This window comes from cyanobacterium endosymbiont of Rhopalodia gibberula (genome assembly GCF_003574135.1).
Taxonomy (GTDB): Bacteria; Cyanobacteriota; Cyanobacteriia; order Cyanobacteriales; family Microcystaceae; genus Rippkaea.
In genome coordinates this window covers 1200561-1221136 of the sequence record NZ_AP018341.1, presented here as the reverse complement: position 1 = coordinate 1221136, position 20576 = coordinate 1200561, and the positions used below count along the sequence as shown (strand labels likewise).

The following is a 20576-nucleotide window of genomic DNA, read 5'->3' as shown; positions in this document are numbered from 1 at the left end:
TAGTTATTTATCCTAACGGATAAACACGCTATCTTGAAGTAGAGTAGAAATTTTTAATTAGTTATTAAATTAGTTAATAGTTGCATGAATATTTTTGAAAACTTTAGTCAATTTCTCGAAACACAACTTGAAGAATTCCTCAGAAAGAATCCTCATCTAGAGTTACAAGCTCTTCTAGAACAGCTACGAGAACAGGAAAAAGAAACGCTAAAATTAATTATTGAATTAGAAAAACAAAAAAAACGCTTAGAAAATGATATTTTGAATGTGGCTCAAGATATTCAGCGGTGGCACCGAAGAATTGCTAAAGCTATAGCAGTCGGACGTTTAGATTTAGCAAAACCTGCCCAACAAAGAGAGGCAGCTTTATTGCGCCAAGGAAATCAGCTTTGGGGACAAATGCAAGGAGCAAAACAACAAATTATTAAAACTAAAGAATTACTTCGTCAAATTCAAAAACGTAAACAGGAAGTTCAAACTCAAGTCACACAAGCTCAATCGGCTTACACCAAGGAAAATTACAGTAATATTGGTTGGAATCAAGGGGTTAATTACTATTCCTATAATAAAGCGACCGATCCCCTTGAAGCTGAATTTCAGAAGTGGGAACTTGATGATGAGTTAGATAGATTGAAAGAAAATCTTTAGACTTAGACAGTTTTTCTTCAACGATGCGTAATTACGACTTTTCTAGTGTAGTTATGAAAGAAATCATAGTAAAAAAACTGAAAGTATTGCTCGATAAGGTTTTTAAGACTTTAAAGACCTAGTTTTTATCAAAGTGAAGTTTTTGTGGTTATAGAATTATTTCATAATAGGATTGTTGAAAGTTGTCGGTTACTGATAGATCATGCTTAGTCTAGAAGAGTGATAATCGCCTCTCCCTACAAAGAAGCAAATGGAAAGATGGAAAACCCAGAAAATAACTTTTCCATCCAGGTAAAAACTAAAACTGTCAAAAAGTCTCGATTAAGCAATACTTTCTCGTTTTCTAACTTCTTTATAAGATGTTCCAACGTTTTGTAACCCAGCACGGATCATTTGTTGTTCAAGTAGAGCAAAGAATCTGACGCGATCGCCTCCTCTAATAACAGCTTGATTATGGGACTCAGATAAAGCGATAGGATAACCATATCCTTTACTGACCTGTCCTAACAGAATACCTAAAGCCTGTTCTAATAAGGGTTTATCTTCGACAACCCAAGCGGGAAATTCCACTCGGGCAATTTCTGATCCCAGATTAACATAACAAAAATAAATCTGTTGCGCTTCCTCATATAATTCTAGAATTCGTTGAGAACTACGCCATAAAGGACCTCGTTGGCCAGGTTCTAAAAAATGTCCCCAAAGGTTTATATCCCGCAAAGGTTCTATTATTTGACAAGGTAAATTTTTTTCTTCTGAGTCTCCACAATTGGTAAAACAATTTGGGGTATTGAAAGGACAAGTGTATAACCGTAAAAAGTTTATACTTTCCACACTACGAGATGCGCTTAAATAACCTACTATAGGAATTCGTGATTTCTGTAACTGTTCCCAAGCTGTTAGGATTGGGGGGAGAATGTGATCTCGTGCTCCCTTAGGTAATCCCTCCAAAAACCAGTAAATCAACGAACCGTCCACCATTGCTAAATTAGGTTCTTGATGCGCACCTGGGAGGTTTACCCAACGACAAGCCATGTCGGCAAGAATTTCCGCTTCTAAAACGCTACGGCGATATCCTATCCATTCTTCTGTTCGAATTCCCCATTGTTTGGGAATATAAATATCTTCTGGACGGTAATAAACTTCAGGTAAACTGTCAAGTAAAGGATGTAAATTTTGTCCATAATGAAGCATCACACGTCCAACATTTATTAAATAACAATACGCGATTTCATGGTGAGAAGGAGAAATTTGAGAGCCATCAGTAGCAAAAACACTATGACTATAGGGAGGTGATGTCAGGTTAATTCTGGTATTTAGAGGTTCGATAGGAATAGCTGCTGAAAAAGTCAGGAAATCGCGCCACTTCTCATATTTTTTAATTAATTCAGTTTCTTTATCGTGTATCTTATGTAAGATTTTTTGTGCTTTTTTCAACCGTCCATAACTAGCATCTACTTCTTGTCGAAAATGTTGACTAATTTCTGGTATTTTTTTAGCAATTTTTGCAATATCAAGCATTTTAATGGTTTAAATAAGTATTTAAAAAACTGATTAATATTATTTTTTGACTTGTTTTAAAAACAAAATTAATATCTATATTTAGTTTCAGTTCTCCATGTTCGATTAGTGTTTTATAAATGCTAAAAAAAATAAATAAACTCTGTTAAACTTATAATCAAAGAGTTTATTCTTAGAGAGTAAAGCATAATCAACTTCTTTTATTTTTTTTGTAATTTATTACAATCTAAAAACTATGTTTTTTGGCTGTATCATTAGAATTCCTATTAAAACAGTTTATTACAATTTAAAAACGACCTCAGTCGCATCATAGAACTTGCAATAAGTTACAGGTTTAACTGACAACATCTTTAAAGCAAATAAGGTTTTTTTTGTAAAGTTTATATATAATGAGTTTAACTCAGATAATGAAAGTATTTAAGTTAAAAAATATAAAGATTTATTGTGTATCTTTACTATATTAGTCCAGATATTGTTCAATTTTATCCAAAAAATGATTTACTATTGCTCTAATTAAGGATGGTTATCACCAATGGTTTAATCAAATTAATCAGGTACTGAGTAAGGAAATATACTTAACTTTAAATATTAATAAATTTAATTAACTAATACACAGTTTAATAGAGATTTAGATCAAGATTTACTCATAAAGCTATTAAGTTTTAATTATTTAATATCTGAATAAATTCCATGAAGCACTCTAGAAAGATAGCCGAGTAAAACGAGCCAATAAAATACATTTGTATATGGTTGTGCGAAAAATTATTTTAACTTTAATAACAAATCAAGCAACAGTCACTTAGTCCTTTTAGAGTTTAAATAACTATCAGTTACTTTAACTTTGTTATACAAATTAGAAAAAAGTTAACAAGTCATAATCTTCACAAGGAATAATAATTATCTAGTTCTGAACCAATTCTACCCTATATAAGAGAATAATTGTGACTCTTCTAGACTTGTTTTACAAAGTTTATCAAATCATAAAAACTTTATCCTTGTAAAAAAAATAGAGTTATCTAATACAGTTAAAATAAAAGTTATAGTAGTTATTAACTGTTAATTAAATATACTTAGTTTGGAAAAGTCATAACTGTAACCTTGAAGAAAAATCATGTTACACTTGAAGTCCTATGAGTAATCAAAAACAACCAATCAAAATCATTAGCGATAATCGCAAAGCCCGTTTTCTTTATGAAATTTTAGAAACCTACGAGGCGGGTATTGCATTGGTAGGAACAGAGGTTAAGTCCATTCGAGCAGGTAAAGTTAACCTGGGTGACGGCTATGCGTTAATTCAGAAAGGGGAAGCGTGGTTGCTTAACGTTAATATTTCGCCTTATCAGGCTAGTAGTCAATATTTTAATCATGATCCTCGTAGGAATCGGAAATTGTTGTTACACCGTAAAGAAATTAATCAGTTAATTGGAAAAATTGAACAAAAAGGCTTAACTTTAGTTCCCCTGAAAATATACCTCAAAGGAAGTTTAGTTAAAGTTAGTTTAGGGTTAGGACGAGGTAAGAAACTTCATGACAAACGGGAAACCATCAAACGTCGTCAGGATGAAAGAGAAATATCACGGGCAATGAAACAATATTAGGTATTAATCAAAAAATCCTCAGTATGTTTGTATAGTATTTTTGATTTTACATTTAGCTAACAATCAGTTTTGAATCTTCCTCAAGTTTATTCTTGAAGTTTTTATCTTTTTTTCTTCTCGTAAGGAATTGGTGTATTGACATAATTCAATGTCTAAAGGTAGGCTTCATTAGTTATTCTAGACTGGCTATAACAAAATCGTAATAAACAAAAGCCAAAAATTTATTTTATAAAATTTTGATACTCACAAAAACTTTGTTTATATAAAAGTTTTTCAAGTCAAAAAATACATTTGGAATAAGAGTCTTAAAACTTATCAGCTACTAATTAATTATATATAAGTCTAAAATAGACACCTTCTTTTTGTTATACAGATGAGTTTTTATCACCATTCACTATTAGTAGGTTTTCCCATTTCCCTGATGTATTATTTGCTATAGTCTACTCTAATGATTATAGATAATTTATAAAAAAATAGATTTAATAATTTTAAGAAAATTTAAAACAGGGATCAAAGCCAATGAAGAATTGTTTAGACACTTTTATTTTAAAAAATAAAGCTTCTAGTAAATTAAAAAGAATCTTGTTTATAAAAACATCTTTTTTTAGCTACAAATATTGAGAACATATCCTCATTATAGGAATTAGTCTTAAATGTGTTAATAAGTAAATACAAACTTTTAGAAAAATTAAATAAAAAAAATTCACTAAATTTAAAATAATTTAAAAGCTACATATAAGCCAGAGAGAAGCAAAAACTAGTCAATTAGCTAAGAGCCAAAAACCATTAAATTTTATTAAAATTAGGATATTATTTACTATCTAAGTTAAGTGTAATCTATCCTTTCTTTATTCTTTTCTAAGTTCAGAAAATATAAAAATATTTAGAGAAGTAAAATATTAAAATCTAATTGAGTTTATGGTACAAATAATAGATTTATCTTAAGTAAAGACAAGTATATCTTATAAGATAAGCTATCGTTAAGTTAAACGTTATATATATAAAAATATAGTCATTTTTTTAAAAAAATTAAAAAATTTAATATAAAAGTTATTAAAAAATTTTTAAATAGTGATATTCAGAATATAACCCAAGAAAATGAAGTGAACAAACAAGAGAAGATATTTTTATCTAAGGTAATTTAAATCCATTAAATAGAAATAGTCATATCTTTCTACTTTGTATTTTTATTCATTTCTCTATAGTTCTAACTTCTTTGATTAGTTTACGCTGTTGCTTGAACTAAAAAAAATTAAATAAAATATTTTAAAGTTGTACATGGATGAAACCACCATCATCTTTTCAAATTTAACTATGGCTTTATAATTAAAGGTAGTATTTCCTCTTGTTTAAGAACAAAATAAAATACTTTTATCTCATTTATTTTATATAAAAATTAAATAAAATTATAAAAATAATATATATTTTTTTGTAATTTTAAGAGATCGTAAATTTTATTTTTAATAAATTCCATTTTCACTCTAGAATAGAGTGAGTCACTTCATATCGATAGAAGTTTTCACCCCAATAGGGTACAGGAGTTATCGCTTTGAAGTAGAAGGCTTCTGAACAGGCATTGAGTACACCTTATAATAAGTACGATAAACACTATGTTTTCAATTATATTAGTCCGCGCCGTATCATTAAACTGATTTGATTGGCTAGTGGCTAAAGATTCAACGTTTATGAGCATAAACATCAAAAAACTAGGATAAATCCCAATACTCGATTTATCCTGAGTATATTTAACTTTCTAACCAATAGGAATTAGTATTTTACCAAATTTTTACTTTAAATTAAATAGCTAAAATTCTAATTTTTTTTGAATCTTTATGTTATTAAATTTTGAATTTTAGCTTTTATTTTTTTATTTTAAAAAGCTAATTATTTATTAATTCAGTTACAAGCTTAACCAAATTTTTAAAGATAAGAATAAAAAGACGTTAACTTCCAATATCAACTTTTTTTACTGAAAATTTATAACTAACTAATCAAAAACAAAAAAATATTGATTGTAGATATGTCTAAATAAAAGTCAATATAATATTTTTGCTATACCTGAAGAACTAGGGTTAATTTTTTATACCTTTAATTATTTTTTATTTAGATTAATCATATTTAAACTTTGTTTAAACACTGTAATTTAATTTAAATTATCCTTAAATATCTTTACAATAATTTTATGCTTTTTATTATATTTAGTTCTGTAGTCTAGGTTAGATCTTAATCTATAAATCACTCTTTCTTTTTTAATTTTTCAATTTTGCTTTGATTAAATTACTTAATATATACTAAGCAATTCCCAAGAACAATTACCGTATTCATATTTTAATATTTACCATTTTTTATTAGCTCTGCTTAGTTCTTTGTTTGAAATCTTTTAATTTGCTTTATTTTTCTGTTTAGGACATAGATGACTTTTCATATTTAGTTTTATTTTTTAAAATATATAGTCCTCTTTTATTTACGCTCCTAAGTTTTTTAAAACTACTTAAATCAACTTCTTTTTCTCTTTTTTAAATTTTAGATTTTAAATCTTATATCATTGTTATCTACCAACAAGTTTGTTTATTTTTTGGCTAGCCCTTCAAGAGTATTTTATATCTTTGTTACAACTCTTCTATTCCTTGAAAAATCTATCTGAAAACAGTTTTCCCAATTGTATTTTTTAACAGCTTCACTAAATCTGCGATTTCTTTAACTATTTTTGCTATTTATTCTTAGCCACTATTTTGTATTCTCAGGTGCACTATATCTAAGTTTATCTGTTAATACGTAACTTCTAAATTTCTTAATTGTTCTGTATTCTTAATAAGGACTCATAACTAAAAACTCTCGACTCCAGTAAAATGACCTCAATAGTTGTTTGTTGGAGATAAATTTTTATGGGTCGTATTGATAAAGTTATCCTTGCCTATTCTGGAGGAGTTGATACCTCTGTTTGTATTCCCTATCTCAAACAAGAATGGGGGGTAAAAAATATAATCACCTTATCTGCTGACTTGGGACAAGGGGACGAATTAGGTCCAATTCGAGCCAAAGCCCTCGAATGTGGTGCTTTAGAATCTTTGGTGTCTAACGTTCAAGAAACATTCGTCAAAGACTACGGATTTCGGGCGATTCAAGCGAATGCTCTTTATGAAAATCGCTATCCTCTATCTACCGCATTAGCTCGTCCTTTAATTGCTAAGCTCTTAGTAGAAGCAGCGGAAAAATATGGGGCGGATGCAGTCGCCCACGGTTGTACCGCTAAAGGAAATGATCAGGTACGCTTTGACTTAGGTATCCTCGCCCTTAATCCTGACCTAAAAGTTCTCGCCCCAGCACGGGAATGGAACATGAGTCGTGAGGAAACCATAGCCTATGGGGAAAAATTCGGCATTGAGTTCCCCGTTAAAAAATCTTCTCCTTTCAGTATTGATCGTAATCTCCTCGGACGTAGTATTGAAGCAGGTCCATTAGAAGATCCAATGACCGAACCTCCTGAAGAAATTTATTTAATGACTAAAGCGATTGTGGATACTCCTGATGAGCCTGAATATATAGAGATTGGATTTGAAAAAGGAATTCCTGTCAGTCTCAATTGTCAAATACTCGATTCCGTGACTTTGATTAGTCAATTAAATGAAATAGTAGGTAATCATGGAATCGGTCGTCTAGATATGGTCGAGAATCGTGTTGTAGGCATTAAATCGCGAGAAATCTATGAAGCTCCTGCATTATTAGTGTTAATTGATGCTCACCGAGACTTAGAAAGTTTGACCCTCACTGCCGATGTGACTCAGTATAAACAGGGAGTAGGTGATACCTACAGTAAACTGATTTACCAAGGGTTATGGTACAGTCCTTTAAAAGAAGCTCTCGATGCTTTAATTGACCAAACCCAAGACCGTGTTACGGGAACAGTTCGGATAAAATTATTCAAGGGAAACGCCGTCATTGTAGGTCGGTACTCTGACAATTCTATTTACAGTCCAAATTTATCTACCTATGGAACAGATGATAACTTTGATCATAAGGCGGCTGAGGGTTTTATCTATATTTGGGGACTTCCTACCAGAGTTTGGGCGCAAAGGTCCAAAAATATAGTTACTCCTAGAAAGTCATAATTTCCATAGAATTTATTTTTATTAGTAGAGTCCAATGACATCAGAACTATTACCATAGTTTTTATATTGAACATTTTGGTTATTTTAGACTAAGTATGATAGATTAATAGCTAATAACTTTCAAAACTTTTATTATGACTGTGTTCTACAATTCCAAGAACTTAATGTTTATAGAAATTAAGTTTTTGGAATTGCGGAATACTTGTAAAGTAAGACTCTTAGCTTTTATTTATTGTGGTTTTATCACAGCTATCCTAGAAGAGCCGATTGTTTTGGCTGAGTGATCACTTTAAATGTATCTACAAACAGCTACTCTCTAACGATGAGTCATCCTATAGACCCCATGATGGATTCAATGGAAATATCGGTTGTTGTTCCTTTGTATAACGAAGCACCGAATATTGACCAGCTTTTTAAACGACTGTTATCAGTTTTAGACCAATTAAATCTGACCTATGAAATCATTTGTGTTGATGATGGAAGTCGAGATAATACCCTCAAGAATTTAATTGATTATCATCAACTTTATCCGGAAATTAAGGTGATTGGACTATCCCGTAATTTTGGAAAAGAAATCGCATTAACCGCTGGTCTCGATTATGCTCAAGGACAAGCTGTTATCCCAATCGATGGAGATTTACAAGATCCCCCAGAGTTAATTGGAGAACTGATTGCCAAATGGCGCGAAGGGTATGATGTTGTTTATGCTAAACGGCGATCACGTCAAGGAGAAAGTTGGCTTAAACGCTTTACAGCCGATATGTTTTACCGAGTGATTAGTAAAATGAGTCGCGTTCCTATTCCTAGAAATACCGGGGATTTTCGACTCTTGGATCGGCGAGTAGTCATAGCTGTTAAAAAAATCCCTGAACGAACCCGTTTTATGAAAGGATTATTTGCTTGGGTAGGATATAAAGAAACAGCGATTTTCTATGATCGTCCTCCTCGTTACCAAGGACAAACTAAATGGAATTACTGGAAACTCTGGAATTTCGCTATTGATGGAATCACATCTTTTAGTATGGTTCCTTTGAAAGTTTGGAGTTACGTTGGAGTATTGTTATCTTTGTTTGCTTTTTTCTATGGACTATTTTTAATTGTCTGGACATTGGTTTCAGGAGTTGATGTCCCTGGCTATCCATCTTTGATGGTAACTGTTTTATTTTTGGGCGGAATACAACTAATCAGCCTAGGGGTAATTGGAGAATATTTGGGTCGAGTTTACGAGGAAGTTAAAGAACGTCCCCTCTATCTTGTACGAGATTGTTATGGTTTGACTATTAATGATGAAGAAGTCACGAAGTTAGAAGTTAACACACTATAAGTCCAACCTGCACTGAATGAGTTTTAGTAAAACTTGAGAGATTTAACAAATTTTAAAAATGACCTCCAGGTGTTTCTATCTGTCAGATGTATCCGGCATTTTCTAGGAATACTTAGCAAGTGTCGGGCATAGATATGAGTAATTTTTCCGCTTGACTAACAGGAAGAACTCGATCATCACTTCACCAAATTGCCAATATTGGTAATTTAATTCTATATAATTGTTATTTAACCCTATCAATTTCAACGGGAGCAACAGCCATAAATTACCCTAGTGTTTTCCATAATTAACAACTATTAAAAGAATATAACTTACACTCATATACGGGGAAATAACCACAAGACAGTGAAGTTTCAAAGTATCTATAATACTTATCAAGTTATCTATCTCAGAATTCATATAAATTATGACAATTGCTATAATTTATAGTTCAAAATAAATCACTTAATATCCAGCAATAAAAACTTTTTATATGAGGATAATTTCGAGCAAATACTTACCTAAAAGTAATTTTAGGTAAGTAAAAAATAAATAATTTATTAGATTTAACTACCTCAATAGAGTGGATTATAGTTCACTTGATTAAGACAATATATTAATCAATCATAAGTTTGATTATTACCTCATAGTTAAGCTAGTAAACAATTAGAATTTTAACTGTAACTTACATGAATCTAAATACTATTTTCTTTTATTGGCACGGGAAACACAGAGAGGAATTTGTTCTTTAAGAAATAATTATTAGCATTCAATCTGTCATCCCGACACCATACTTCAGATCAATCTGAGTTGATAAAGCTAAGAACTCCAAGATCTCCGTCTAAACTTACTTGAGTTCCTACAGGTAAGGCTGCATTTTCCCCATCATGGCCAAAAGGAAGATCCGAGACAATGGGAATATTAAGATCGCTAAGGCGATCACGTAGTACTTGATCTACTGTCCAGCTTGAGCTCGATGGCGGTAAGTCACATTGACTAAACCGCCCTAGAGCAATCCCTTTAACCCCTTTAAATGCTCCCATTAGCCGCCATTGAGTAACAAAACGATCTACACGGTATGGGGCTTCTTTCACGTCTTCTAGGGCTAATATGACCCCATCTAAAGATGGTTGTAAGGGAGTTCCTAATAAGTGAGTAGCGACGGACAAGTTTGCTGGAAGTAGGGTTCCTGTGGCTTGTCCACCTTCCCATCCTAAACCTTTGAGAGGAGGTAACAGTCCTCTTTCGAGATAGTTAAATAACCGTTGAACTGACCAATGAGGTTCCGATCCCAAAGTGGTTAAAACAGGGGCATGAAGACTGGCAATCTCTTCTTTTGCTAAACTCCACAACAATCCTGTGATGTCAGAAAAGCCAATTATCCATTTTGGTGATGAAGCCGAAACAGAGTTCCATTGCCAGTCTTCTAGCAATCTGGCACTTCCATAGCCTCCCCTAGCGCAGACAATGGCTTTACAGTGGGGGTTTTCCCAAGCTTCTAATAATGCTTGTCGTCGTTGGGTATCGGTTCCAGCTAAATATCCTTCGCAGGCGTTCCAGTGACTTGCCAATTGAATTTGATAGCCCCGTGATCGCCAGATTTCCAGTCCTTTTTCAAATGCAGATAATTCTTTTAGCCGACCACTAGGAGCGACAACTTGCACTAAGTCTCCTGGTTTTAAGAGAGAAGGTAATTTCATAACTGATAACAGATAATTAATAATTGATAATTATCTATTTATTTGATGATGTTATTTTAGTTTAAAGGTAAATTTGATCCAGTTGAAGCAATGATGAGTTTTAAGAAAAATAGATCAATAGAGTTGCCTAACTTATGGTTAATTAAGTTAACTGTAAATAATTGTGTAGATTAATTTATTTTTACGAAAGTTTTTATAAAAAGTTTTGTTTGATTTAATAAAAGTTCTCAATAATTTTATATGCAATTTTTTTATTTTTTTGCGAACATATTTAGTATTACACCATTCTAAAAGAATCTCCTATAGTAGAAAGTATAAAAATAAAAGAAGAAGCCATCGAAATGTTTATCAATAACCATAAAGTTAACAGAACCATTACTCACTGTCTTCTGTAACTACTTTTCGTTGCAATAGAAATATTGATAAATTTTGGGTTGGTGGAAACTTTTATGTTTCTTTAATGCAAAGCACAACCAAATTGCCTCAACAACTACGGACGTTATCTGAGTAGTTGTATAATAACTTATACTCAAAAACTTAGTTGTTAACTGATAACCTTTCTAATTCTCTTACTTTCCTAATTCTTGAGTATTTTTTCTTTTTGTCAAGGGACTAATTCAATAAAATCGAGTAAAAATAAGAACCTAAAACTTCACGCTCCAGACACATAAATACGAAGAAAATAAAAGGCTTATACCTAAAACAACAATGATTAATCTCTATAAATTTTAAGTAAATCTTGATAATGATCGATGCGGCGATCGCGTAAATATGGCCAAATGCAGCGTACAGTTTCCGAGTGTTGTAAATCAATCGTAGCCGTCACTACCTCTTCTTGATCTTCACTTGCATGTGCTAAAATCTCGCCTTGAGACCCAGCAATAAACGAATTTCCCCAAAAAAGAATTCCTTCAGTTTTACCATTGGTATTAGCTTCATATCCCACACGGTTACAACTAATCACAGGAATACCATTATAGATAGCATGAGCGCGTTGTGCAATGATCCAAGCCTCTTTTTGCTTAATTTGCTCGTTTTGGCTATCTCTAGAGTCCCAACCTATCGCTGTCGGATAGATTAGTATTTGTGCTCCTTTCATGGCCATTAACCGTGCTGCCTCGGGAAACCATTGATCCCAGCAAACCATTACCCCCAAGAGCCCTACAGAGGTATTAATCGGTTCAAACCCTAAGTCTCCAGGAGTGAAATAGAATTTTTCACAAAAACCAGGATCATTGGGGATGTGCATTTTCCGGTATTTTCCTGCAATTTTACCATCTTTATCCAAAACAACTGCCGTATTATGATACAAACCGATTGCTCGTTTTTCAAACAAAGAAGCGACTATTACCACCCCTAATTCTCGTGCTAGTTGCCCTAAAATTTGAGTAGAATGACCTGGTATAGTCTCTGCCAAATTGAACGAAGAAAAATCTTCTGTCTGGCAAAAATAAAGACTTCTGTGGAGTTCTTGCAAAATAATTAATTGAGCATTTTTTGCAGCTGCTTTCAGAATTCCCTGACTACTCTTTTCGAGATTGCTATCTAAATCTTCTGTGTTACTGTGCTGAACTAAGCCAACTTTTAGAGAATTAATCATAAATTGACTAAACGAAAATTTTTTGCTCGTGATCTTAACCTCTTAGTGAACATTATCTACCCTATATTTAAAGTTTTGGTTTCGTTGTTTTGTAACGTGAGCTCAATGAGGAGTTATGAAGAGAAATGGAAGTAACAGCTCTATGCTAGAAGCAGTGTTTATTGAGAGCTGGCACTATGCCTTGGATGGTTATATTGCTGTACTCTTTTTCAAAGATCCACAAAAGAGAAGTGATAGGAATTAGTTTAATAATCCCACTCTTAATAGAATTCTATTATAGTTTTCACAGTAAGCATACCAAATTTTTGAAGGCTTAGATTGGATGGAAGCAAAATTATGTGGGGTAGCATTAGGGGTTAAAACTACATTTGATTATAATTCACTGCAGAAAATTAAAAGCTTTTCAGTCAACTTAAGATGACATAAGTTATCACAAATCTATTCCTCTGTATCCATACAATTTAATCAATAGATTCTGTGTATACAGAAGATGTTATTCTACAAACAATAAGAACTTAAATTAATTACACGTGATCAACGAAAATAAAGCATAATTTAGCGAACTTGATCGATAAAATTGGCTTTTCTAGATTAGGTCTGATAGATTAGTAATTAATAATTGCCAAAACTTTGATATTTTTTGACTTTATTTTGTAATAATTTTTTTTTGAGATATCGATAACATTAAAAAACAATATTTTTTTAGTATTGTTTTTTAATGTTAGTCTAGGACAACTATCACTGTCACTAATTAATATATATTGTTTAATCATTTAAGCAATCCTTTGGGAAGTTGCATACTAATACAATGTAATGAACCAAATTGATAAATTAAAGGCAAACAATCAATCCCAATTATGTGATAATTTGGATAAGCTTTTTGAATTTGTATTAATGCTATCTCATCTGATCTATCCCGATAAATAGGAACCAACACCGCACCATTAATAATTAAATAATTTGCATAGGTAGCAGGAAGTCTATTTCCTTGAGCATTATACTTAGGTTCAGGCCAAGGAAGAGAAATTAAATTGTAATTTTTTGCTTCCTCTGTTTTCAAGTCTTTTAATTCAGCTTCAAGCCCTTGGATATCTTTATAATGACTATCTTTTTTATCATGGCAAGTAACATAAACAATGGTATTTTTAGGAGCAAAACGAACTAAAGTATCAACATGACTGTCTGTATCATCTCCTTCTAAATATCCATGCTCTAGACAAATAATTTTTTTAGCTCCTAATTTTTCTGTCAGTATTTTTTTTGTTTGTCTTTGAGTAAACTGAGGATTACGATTAGTATTAAACAGACAAGATTTAGTGGTTAAAAGTGTTCCTTTTCCGTTTGAATCAATTGCTCCTCCTTCTAGAACAAATGGGATAGATTCAGTTTTCACTTCAGGATTAATTACTTGATCGATCAGGTAACTATTAATTCTATTATCAAGATAACTTGTGTACTTATTTCCCCATCCATTAAAAATAAAATTATTTATTTTTAGCTTTTTTTGTGAGTTAATTAGAGTAATAATTCCATAATCTCTTATCCAAATATCATTAGTTGGAGCAATAATAAATATTACATTTTTTAAGTCTACCTTATAGGAAATCAACTGATTTTCAACTTTAGATTTAAGAATAGAATCATGAACTATTAAAACCAACTTTTGACGTTGGGTAATTGCTTGACTAATTTTAAGATAAATTGGATATACCTGTTTTAGGAAGGGAGCCATGTCCGTATCTTGATGGGGCCAAGTTAAGACTACCCCATCCTGTTCATACCATTCAGCAGGAAGTAAATACATCTTGTTACTTTTTTATGAACTTTCTTTTTAAATTAAAATAAGAGAAGCATTATTTTTGTTCGGTTTTATCTTTTTCTTTTAGACCGAAGTGAGACTCTGGCTTTTTTTAAGCTAAAAAAGCCGGTGTTCGTTAAAATTAACTAGAGTGAGAGAATATAGATTTATGTAAGCTTCGATTAAACATATTTAAACTTCACCTTAGTAAGGTAAAAATAGTATTGTAGCTTTCTTTTTAATTTTAACAATAAGCAGTTTCAATGTACAAAAGCTTATTTAAGAGTTTAATCCATAAATAAAAGAGTAAAAACAGATATTTACAGAACAGATTACTACAAACAGACAATAGAATGAGCTCAAGCTTTACAAGAAAAATGTCAGGACTCTGGCCAATATGGTACTGGCTATAACCTGAATCTAAAGACTATTTATGATTAATAAAATTCAGGATTAGTATGAGTATTCTTTAGGAGAGTCGAGTATATAGCGATATATAGTCACTTAAGACAGCTATCATATTTTCCAAATCTACAGTTTTGATTTTAGTCTATTTGTTAAGAAATTAATTAATTTAATGCTTCATATTTTTAACAAAATCAAAATTAACTAAAATAAGTTTTTAAATTTTTTAACAGCTTTTTTACTAATTTTAATAATTTAATTCATTTAAATAAATGTCAAGATAATAAATAATTACTTATTTGTATATGAACAATTAATAAATATTTGTAAATAATTTTATAAATTTCTATTTAACGTAATTTATCTCTTATTTAATTTAGTATTAAACTATAAGTTAGCAGAAAATATAGATATATTTTTTATCCCATTGTTTCAGTTTGGCTTTAACTAAACTATTTGTATGTACTGAGTTGTTATTAATTAATAATTACCGTATTTACTCTTTTATTATTGCAGTACTTTTAAGATCCATTTGTATTGACATCTCTATCTAAAATACTTCTACTTTTTTTAATTTTTTTAAAAAATAGGTTAATTCTTATCTTCACTGTTTTTAGTCTTTATATCTAGCTTCTTTTAGGAAAACTTATGGATTTTTCTGGGAGTTAATTTTACTTTTCTCTCTTTTTTAAAAACTTAACTAACTACTAGTTTTTATATTTTATAATATAAAATTATTTTTTTACTTCTTACAGAGTTCTATAACCATTAGATATTTTGAATAATTTATCTAGAATTTTTCTTAAAAAATACTATCTTATATATTCACTAGGACTTAAATTTATTGAACTTTTTATCCTTTATTTGCATCTAAAATTTTACTAGTACTAAAATCTTTTATTAGTACTAAAATCAATAAATTATTGTATATTTTGACCAGGAAGAAACTAAAAAAACACTAGAAAGTATTAATGATACTATTTAAGTTGATTAAAAGGATATCTTATCGACTTATACATTTTGTTAGTTTTCAACTCCGAAGTTTCTTAACTTAGCGCTTCTACATTATTCGACTTAGTACGATAAAAATATCAAAGTATTTTCAAGCTTAATCAAGACCTTTATATAAGATAAATACGTTTATCTTATATAAGATTATATTGATAAATGATATCATCATTCGTTATTTTTTTATTCTGAAGTTTTGGCGTTTATTGAAAATAAAAGACTCTGTGTCTCTCAACTTTTGGTACTCTTTACAAAACTCTATGTCATCGCTATATTATCTCTACGCTGCTCTCCCGTAGGGGTGATCGACTAATACTAATAAAACGAGTCTTCAATAATGAACATCCTAATTACTGGTGCAACAGGGTTTCTCGGAACTAATCTTTGTTGTCAACTTCAAGCACAAGGACACAAAATAGTCTGTCTCGACTCGAAAAACTGCGATCTCACTCAACCTAACTCATTACTCAATTTTAACGATCACAACTATGATCAAATCTACCATTTAGCCGCCTGGACCCAGGCAGGGGATTTTTGTCTTTACCATCCAGGGGAACAATGGATTATTAACCAACAAATGAATACTCATATTCTCATATGGTGGCAGAAATACCAACCCCAGGCTAAATTTATCTGTATGGGGACAAGTTGCGCCTATGACCCTAATTTACCCTTATTTGAGGAAAATTACCTCACAGGGATACCTATCAGCAGTTTGTTTACCTATGCTATGACTAAACGAATGCTCTACGCAGGTTTATTAGCTTTAAATAAACAATATGGTCTAAAATACCTCTGTTTAGTTCCTTCTACCCTTTATGGTCCAGGGTATCACACCGATGGGCGACAGATGCACTTTATTTTCGATCTAATTCGTAAGATAATTCGTGGGAAACTTTATGGCGAACCTGTGGTCTTATGGGGAGATGGAACCCAATTACGGGAATTGGTCTTTGTTGAAGATTTTGCTAAGATTGCTACCCAACTAGCTGCTACCATCGATAATGACTTGATTAACATTGGTGCAGGGGAGGAATACACTATCCGACACTTTGCCAAGCTAATCTGTAGAGAAGTTGACTACGACTTCAATCGGATTGAATTTGATACTTCTCGCTATGTAGGAGCTAGGTCTAAGTGTTTAGTTGTTGACAAACTTAAGGAATCTTTACCCAATTTCAAGTTAACTCCATTAGAATTAGGGTTAGCTAAAACTATAGAGTGGTTCTGGCTCGAACAAGAAAAACTTGTTCCGGCTAGGTAAGTGAGTTAAGTGAGGAGTAACGGTGAGTTATTATTGGATTCAACATAGGCTAAAAAGCCTAGAAGAAGCGTTTAACCCCAAATACTGTCGTTCAGTTGAACAAACAATCAGTTTAATTGCTAGACAGTTTCAAGATGGACATAAATTACTTATTTGTGGTAATGGTGGCTCCGCGGCCGATGCTCAACATATTGCGGCTGAATTTGTGGGGCGGTTTCAACTTCATCGTAGAGGTTTACCCGCAATCGCCCTAGGAACTAATCCGGCAACTTTGACCGCTTGGGCTAATGACTACGAGTATGAAACAGTCTTCGCCCGCCAAGTGGAAGCTTTTGGAAAACCGGGGGATATTCTTTGGGGACTTTCTACGTCTGGAAAATCTGCTAATGTAGTGCGTGCTTTTGAGATGGCTAAAGATATGGGATTGGTTACTATCGGAATGGCGGGAAATAATGGCGGGACACTCAAGGAAATGTCAGATTATCCCCTTTTTGTAAAACAACACCACACCCCCTATATTCAAGAAATTCACCTAATGACCTATCATCGAATTTGTGAACAAGTGGAGGCGCAGTTATTTGCTAATGCTGGCTTAGAAGGGCAAATTGCGGTTTAAGATCTGAAATGGTGGATTATCCAACCAATACTTCTCATACACATTTCAATAAAGCCCTATTTCTAGATAGAGATGGGGTGATTGTTGACTACGTCCCCTACTTAAGTAAACCTGAACAAGTCAAGCTTCCTGATGGTGCGGGAGAAGCTTTAAAACAATGGCAAGATGCAGGTTATTTACTGATTATAATCACTAACCAAGCCGGAGTTGGTAGGGGATATTACAGCTTGCAAGATGTTGAAAAGGTTCACTGTTATATTCAGCAACAGTATGGCTATTTTGGGGTATCCTTTGCTGATATTTTTATTTGTCCCCACCGTCCTGATGACAGGTGTTTTTGCCGTAAACCTTCTCCTGAAATGTTGATTAACGCATCTAAAAAACATCACATAGTTCTGTCTCAATCTTTCTTTATTGGTGATGCACCTAGTGATTTAGAAGCTGCTATTAGGGCTAATTGTAAACCTATTTTAATTTTGACAGGACGTGGACTAGAAACAATAAAAAAATTAGAGCAATATCCGATAGAAATTAAAGTTTTTAAAAAATTGTTTGAGACAGTTAAACTAATAAACTTAGAGTAGGGTTGTCAGTTTTGTTGACAAAAAAATAATAAAATACGAACAGTTGACTTTGTATTGTATTAATAAAACAGTTTTTTATAATGAGATAAGATTTATTAATGATTGAAAATCAGGAAAAGTCTTCAACACCTATATTAGTTTCACTAATTCCTAATTTAATGGGAGGTAAAGGACATATTGTTCCCTATCATCAAGCGGTTAGTAAAGCAGTTTCTAAGTTAGGTTGGAAACATTTAGCTGCTATTCCTTATAAGTCAAAAGTTGTTGATTTACTTGCAGAATGGGATGACTGTTTAAGCAATTTTGATCTTGAAAAAGAAGGTAATTTCTGGCAAAAAATTTTAAGGTTAACTGGAGTTTTTTATTTAGGGACGACAACAGCTAAATATTTACGAAACAACGTTATTTATCAATCAGAATTATCTATTGTTTTTCTCGAGAGGTTTATTCATTTGCAATTGTTTGCATTAACGATTGCCTTATGGCTAGTTCCTACAAAAAATCTATCAGTTTGGCTACTTTATCGTAGAAATACTCATAAAGACAAAACTAGATCTGTTTATAAGTTTCTTAATTATTTAATCAAAAAAAGTTTACCAGCAGGTAACTTGAAGTTACTAACAGATAGTGATTTATTAGGTCAGTCTTTATCTAACTATTTTCAAGAACATGTTACAGTAATGCCAATTCCCCATGCTGAAATTAAAGTTGATAATTACGATATAAAAGATAAGCTTCCTGGGATTTTATGTTGGTGGCCAGGTTTTCCTAGAGAAGAAAAAGGATGGAGTATTATCAAAAAATTAGTTGATAGCAATTTTAATAACAGTGATAAAATTTGTCTAATTGCAGCAGAAAAATCTAATTTAGAAGTAACTAAAGGAGGAATTAAACTTAAATTAATTCAAGATAAACTAACAAGAAAAGAGTATAATTACTGGTTAAATATGAGTGATGTTATCTTATTGCCCTATGACTGCCAGGCTTATGGAGAAAGAACATCAGGGATTTTTACTGAGTCCATCATTGCTGGTAAAATACCTTTGGTAACTGATAAAACTTGGATGGCTTACGAATTGCTTAAATATGATTTAGGTGAATTAATTATCAATTGGGAAATTCCTGAAGAAGTATTTATCTCTATTATTAAAATAATTAAGTATTCCAATATAAAAAATAAAATTAAAGTAATGCAAAATAGTTACCTAAACTATCATTGTTTGAATCGCTATGCTGAAGCTATGCAAAAAATAGTCAACCAGAAATAATGTTTAAAGTTTGTCTTGATGGAACACCGCTTAGGGGAAAACTTAGCGGAATTGGAGTCTATACCTTAAATATAATAGCATCATTAGCTAAATTACAAGAAACCGAAAACTTTGAACTGGAAATTTACTTTCATCCTTCCGTCAAAAATTGGCTTTTGAGGAATTTTTCCATACCTCATTTTTTGACTGACTATCCTAAAGTTTCTATCTTACCTATTCCTGTTACTATTGCTGATGTGTTAGCAAAATATCCTAATCCTATCTTGTCACATTTTGAGGGATATCTAAACAAACCTAATATTCTTCATGGAACGGATCATTATGTTTATCCTTATCGCAAAAGTCGTAAGATAATGACTATCCATGATCTAACTTTTCTTAAATATCCTCAATATTCTACTACCCTTGTTCAAGGATATTTAGAACGAATTAAACGCTGTTTAGCATGGACAGATTTGATTATTACTTTCTCTGAAAGTAATAAACAGGATCTTATTGAATATTTTAATATTAATTCTGAGAGAATTCAGATAACTTACGAAGCAAGTCGTTACTCTTCTTATAAGATTAGACCTGATAAGATTGAGCTCCTAAAAAATTCTATAGATTATAACTTTTCCATTCCTTATCTTTTGTTTGTTAGTACTCTTGAGCCTCGAAAAAATGTGATTACTTTAATTAAAGCGTTTGACTATTTAAAGGAACAAAATAAAATTCCTCATAACCTCATTTTAATTGGTCAAAAGGGATGGAAGTATCAATCTATTTTTGAAGCAATAGAAAATTCAAAATACCAGCAAAGCATCTATTATTTAAACTATTTATCTGATGAATTATTAGCTCTTTTCTATGCTCAAACTGAGGCTTTTATTTATCCTTCTTTTTATGAAGGATTTGGTTTACCTGTTCTAGAAGCAATGACATTAGGTTCTCCCGTAATCACCTCTAATACTTCATCCCTTCCTGAAATTGCAGGAGATGCAGCATTATTGATTAATCCTAATGACTTCCTAGAATTAGCTGAAGCCATTTTAAAGGTGATTAGTGATTCTCAGTTAAGAGAAGAATTAACTAAGAAAGGAAAAGAAAGAGCAAAATTATTTTCTTGGGAGAAAACGGCACAAGAAACTTTTAAAGCTTATCAATTCATTAACTAA

The 20576-nt window shown here is 31.8% G+C and carries 13 protein-coding genes; 9 read left to right on the top strand and 4 right to left on the bottom strand.

What is annotated here, in order from left to right:
* Positions 1–84 precede the first annotated feature (84 nt).
* Positions 85–648 (top strand): TIGR04376 family protein, encoded by a 564-nt coding sequence (locus RGRSB_RS03940; protein ID WP_119259934.1) that lies wholly within the window; start codon positions 85–87, stop codon positions 646–648.
* Between the two features lie 321 nt (positions 649–969).
* Here the strand turns inward: RGRSB_RS03940 and RGRSB_RS03935 are convergent, their stop codons facing one another.
* Entirely contained in the window at positions 970–2166 is a 1197-nt protein-coding gene (locus RGRSB_RS03935; RefSeq protein WP_119259933.1) for a DNA double-strand break repair nuclease NurA, read from the bottom strand.
* A 1130-nt stretch (positions 2167–3296) separates the two neighbouring features.
* Between RGRSB_RS03935 and smpB the strand changes: the two genes are divergently transcribed.
* The 3 genes from smpB (at position 3297) to RGRSB_RS03920 (ending at position 9197) form a co-directional block, all read left to right on the top strand.
* Positions 3297–3764 (top strand): SsrA-binding protein SmpB, encoded by a 468-nt coding sequence (smpB, locus tag RGRSB_RS03930; protein ID WP_119259932.1) that lies wholly within the window; start codon positions 3297–3299, stop codon positions 3762–3764.
* A gap of 2885 nt (positions 3765–6649) precedes the next feature.
* Entirely contained in the window at positions 6650–7873 is a 1224-nt protein-coding gene (locus RGRSB_RS03925) for an argininosuccinate synthase (RefSeq protein WP_119259931.1), read from the top strand.
* 322 nt (positions 7874–8195) lie between these two features.
* A complete protein-coding gene (locus RGRSB_RS03920) occupies positions 8196–9197 on the top strand; it encodes a glycosyltransferase family 2 protein (RefSeq protein WP_119259930.1) in 1002 nt (333 codons plus the stop codon).
* Between the two features lie 779 nt (positions 9198–9976).
* Here RGRSB_RS03920 and RGRSB_RS03915 read toward each other — a convergent pair.
* The 3 genes from RGRSB_RS03915 to RGRSB_RS03905 form a co-directional block, all read right to left on the bottom strand.
* A complete protein-coding gene (locus RGRSB_RS03915) occupies positions 9977–10876 on the bottom strand; it encodes a S66 peptidase family protein (RefSeq protein WP_119259929.1) in 900 nt (299 codons plus the stop codon).
* A gap of 712 nt (positions 10877–11588) precedes the next feature.
* Positions 11589–12476: a carbon-nitrogen hydrolase gene (locus RGRSB_RS03910; RefSeq protein ID WP_119259928.1), complete on the bottom strand. Its 888-nt coding sequence runs from the start codon at positions 12474–12476 to the stop codon at positions 11589–11591.
* Positions 12477–13245: 769 nt separating this feature from the next.
* Positions 13246–14280 carry an agmatine deiminase family protein gene (locus RGRSB_RS03905; protein ID WP_119259927.1) on the bottom strand — a complete coding sequence of 345 codons (1035 nt, stop codon included), beginning with the start codon at positions 14278–14280 and terminating at the stop codon, positions 13246–13248.
* A gap of 1744 nt (positions 14281–16024) precedes the next feature.
* Between RGRSB_RS03905 and RGRSB_RS03900 the strand changes: the two genes are divergently transcribed.
* The 5 genes from RGRSB_RS03900 (at position 16025) to RGRSB_RS03880 (ending at position 20576) form a co-directional block, all read left to right on the top strand.
* Positions 16025–16951, top strand: coding sequence for an NAD-dependent epimerase/dehydratase family protein (locus RGRSB_RS03900; RefSeq protein ID WP_119259926.1), 927 nt, complete (start codon positions 16025–16027; stop codon positions 16949–16951).
* Positions 16952–16973: 22 nt separating this feature from the next.
* Positions 16974–17567: a D-sedoheptulose 7-phosphate isomerase gene (gmhA, locus tag RGRSB_RS03895; RefSeq protein WP_119259925.1), complete on the top strand. Its 594-nt coding sequence runs from the start codon at positions 16974–16976 to the stop codon at positions 17565–17567.
* Positions 17568–17575: 8 nt separating this feature from the next.
* A complete protein-coding gene (locus RGRSB_RS03890) occupies positions 17576–18151 on the top strand; it encodes a D-glycero-alpha-D-manno-heptose-1,7-bisphosphate 7-phosphatase (RefSeq protein WP_119259924.1) in 576 nt (191 codons plus the stop codon).
* 98 nt (positions 18152–18249) lie between these two features.
* Positions 18250–19419, top strand: a complete 1170-nt coding sequence (locus RGRSB_RS03885) for a glycosyltransferase family 1 protein (RefSeq protein ID WP_119259923.1) — start codon at positions 18250–18252, stop codon at positions 19417–19419.
* Positions 19419–20576: a glycosyltransferase family 4 protein gene (locus RGRSB_RS03880; protein ID WP_119259922.1), complete on the top strand. Its 1158-nt coding sequence runs from the start codon at positions 19419–19421 to the stop codon at positions 20574–20576. The genes RGRSB_RS03885 and RGRSB_RS03880 overlap by 1 nt, the downstream gene beginning before the upstream one ends.

Bases quoted from the DNA above. Each gene is read 5' to 3' on its own strand.
- RGRSB_RS03935 (WP_119259933.1), bottom strand. From the start codon at position 2,166: ATGCTTGATATTGCAAAAATTGCTAAAAAAATACCAGAAATTAGTCAA.
- RGRSB_RS03915 (WP_119259929.1), bottom strand. From the start codon at position 10,876: ATGAAATTACCTTCTCTCTTAAAACCAGGAGACTTAGTGCAAGTTGTC.
- RGRSB_RS03890 (WP_119259924.1), top strand. From the start codon at position 17,576: ATGGTGGATTATCCAACCAATACTTCTCATACACATTTCAATAAAGCC.
- smpB (WP_119259932.1), top strand. From the start codon at position 3,297: ATGAGTAATCAAAAACAACCAATCAAAATCATTAGCGATAATCGCAAA.
- RGRSB_RS03940 (WP_119259934.1), top strand. From the start codon at position 85: ATGAATATTTTTGAAAACTTTAGTCAATTTCTCGAAACACAACTTGAA.
- RGRSB_RS03900 (WP_119259926.1), top strand. From the start codon at position 16,025: ATGAACATCCTAATTACTGGTGCAACAGGGTTTCTCGGAACTAATCTT.
- RGRSB_RS03905 (WP_119259927.1), bottom strand. From the start codon at position 14,280: ATGTATTTACTTCCTGCTGAATGGTATGAACAGGATGGGGTAGTCTTA.
- RGRSB_RS03925 (WP_119259931.1), top strand. From the start codon at position 6,650: ATGGGTCGTATTGATAAAGTTATCCTTGCCTATTCTGGAGGAGTTGAT.
- RGRSB_RS03910 (WP_119259928.1), bottom strand. From the start codon at position 12,476: ATGATTAATTCTCTAAAAGTTGGCTTAGTTCAGCACAGTAACACAGAA.
- RGRSB_RS03920 (WP_119259930.1), top strand. From the start codon at position 8,196: ATGAGTCATCCTATAGACCCCATGATGGATTCAATGGAAATATCGGTT.
- RGRSB_RS03880 (WP_119259922.1), top strand. From the start codon at position 19,419: ATGTTTAAAGTTTGTCTTGATGGAACACCGCTTAGGGGAAAACTTAGC.
- RGRSB_RS03885 (WP_119259923.1), top strand. From the start codon at position 18,250: ATGATTGAAAATCAGGAAAAGTCTTCAACACCTATATTAGTTTCACTA.